We start from the raw sequence: 1313 nt of genomic DNA, 5'->3' as shown, positions 1-1313 counted from the left end.
GGTAAACCAGACATCTGTTCGACTTTAAGATCAGCAGTACCATTGACTCCCTCTAAAATCTTAGCGGCAGCGTTTGCTGATTCAAGTAACTGTTCCAAATCATCACCATAAATTTTTACGGCAACATCGGTTCGGACACCTGAAATAAGTTCGTTAAAACGCATTTGAATCGGCTGTGTAAACTCATAATTGTTTCCATATACGCCTTTAGATACACGTTCAATTTCAGCAACAACCGCAGACTTTTCCTTATCAGGATTAGGCCACTGACTACGAGGTTTCAGCATGACAAAGTTATCTGCAACGTTAGGTGGAACAGGATCAGTAGCAATTTCAGCAGTCCCCACTTTGGCAAAAATAGTCTGAACTTCTGGAATTTTCTTAATCTCTTTTTCTAACGTGTATTGCATTTCAATTGCTTGAGTCAACGACGTGCCAGGAATACGCAAGGCATGTAGTGCTACATCTCCCTCATCCAAGGAAGGTATAAACTCTGAGCCTAAACGAGTCGAAAGACTTGCACTAAAAACAAAGAAAATAGAGACAAAAGCAATTAGCAAATATCTGATGATTTAAAGACCAATCTAAAATTGGGTTATAAAATCTTTTGATGCCATGGACGATTTTTGACTCTTCTTCTTTAATTTCACCGGTAGTGACTAATGCCACCATTGCAGGGACAAACGTAATTGAAAGAATCATTGCTGCCACTAAAGCCATAACCACTGTTGCAGCCATTGGTGTAAACATCTTTCCTTCAACACCAGTCAGAGTCATTACAGGTAGATACACCAAGATAATGATCAATTGACCATAGAGAATCGCTTTGCGGGATTCTTTAGTCGCTTCAAACACAGTCGTAAAGCGTTCTTGCCTTGTTAAAACTCGCCCAAGCTCTTTTTGTTTAATTGCCAACTTTGCTAAGGAAGCCTCAACAATTACAACAGCACCATCTACAATAATCCCGAAATCTAGTGCCCCAAGACTCATAAGGTTGGCACTAATTTTCTGGTTCACCATACCTGTGATTGTCATCAACATTGATAATGGAATAACTAGAGCTGTAATCAGCGCGGCACGGAAATGACCAAGAAATACAAACAGAACAACGATTACCAGAATCGCACCTTCTAGAAGATTCTTTTTCACCGTCTGTATCGTTGCATCAACCAAAGTTGTACGGTTATAGACCGCTTTTGCTTCTACACCTTCTGGTAATGATTTTTGAACTTGCTGTAGTTTTTGATCAACAGCATGAGCAACATTTCGTGAGTTCTCACCGATAAGCATGAATGCTGTACCCAGTACAATTT

General features: G+C 39.9%; 1 pseudogene. It reads right to left on the bottom strand.

The window, feature by feature from the left end:
* Positions 1–1313: pseudogene (locus Aba26S_RS20905) on the bottom strand (efflux RND transporter permease subunit); the annotation flags it as partial.

Origin of the sequence: Acinetobacter sp. NBRC 110496 (assembly GCF_000876115.1) — a bacterium.
Classification (GTDB): Bacteria; Pseudomonadota; Gammaproteobacteria; order Pseudomonadales; family Moraxellaceae; genus Acinetobacter.
Note: the sequence above shows the minus strand (reverse complement) of the source record. Positions and strands in the feature narration are given on the sequence as shown.